Origin of the sequence: Micromonospora craterilacus (assembly GCF_003236315.1) — a bacterium.
Lineage (GTDB): Bacteria > Actinomycetota > Actinomycetes > Mycobacteriales > Micromonosporaceae > Micromonospora > Micromonospora craterilacus.
The window spans coordinates 1-384 of sequence record NZ_POTY01000605.1 but is presented as its reverse complement, the minus strand read 5'-3'; the positions used below and the strand labels follow the sequence as shown (position 1 = coordinate 384).

The window sequence follows — 384 nt, the reverse complement described above, 5'->3', positions numbered from 1 at the left end:
TCGCTGTGTGGGGCATCCCGACGGCGGTCTGCGCGTTCCTGATCCACTCGGTGCGCCTCAAGCGCCTGGACGGCTGGCTTGCCCGCGAGATGGGTAACCAGCGGGGCGCCGCCGGCAATACCAACACGGCCGCGGCCAAGCAGGGGTAAGCCATGATTCTGTCGATCAACTATCTGTACTGGCTGGCCGGGATCATCCTGACGATCACCGCGCTGATGACCTTTGCCGACAAGAACCACCCGCGTCGCTGGACCACGGGCCTGTTCTGGGCGATCTTCGCCGTCATCTTCCTTGTTGGCGACAAGATCCCACCGATCGTGGTTGGTGTGGGTGCCGTGGTGATGGCACTGCTGGCCGGCACCGGCGGCGTGACGCTGGGCAAGC

The 384-nt window shown here is 65.1% G+C and carries 1 protein-coding gene; it reads left to right on the top strand.

Features of this window, described 5'->3' with window-relative positions:
* Positions 1-152: 152 nt before the first annotated feature.
* Positions 153-384, top strand: a 232-nt coding sequence (locus tag C1I95_RS34665) for a 5-oxoproline transporter, DUF979 family subunit (RefSeq protein WP_146605975.1), incomplete at its 3' end; no start/stop codon positions are given.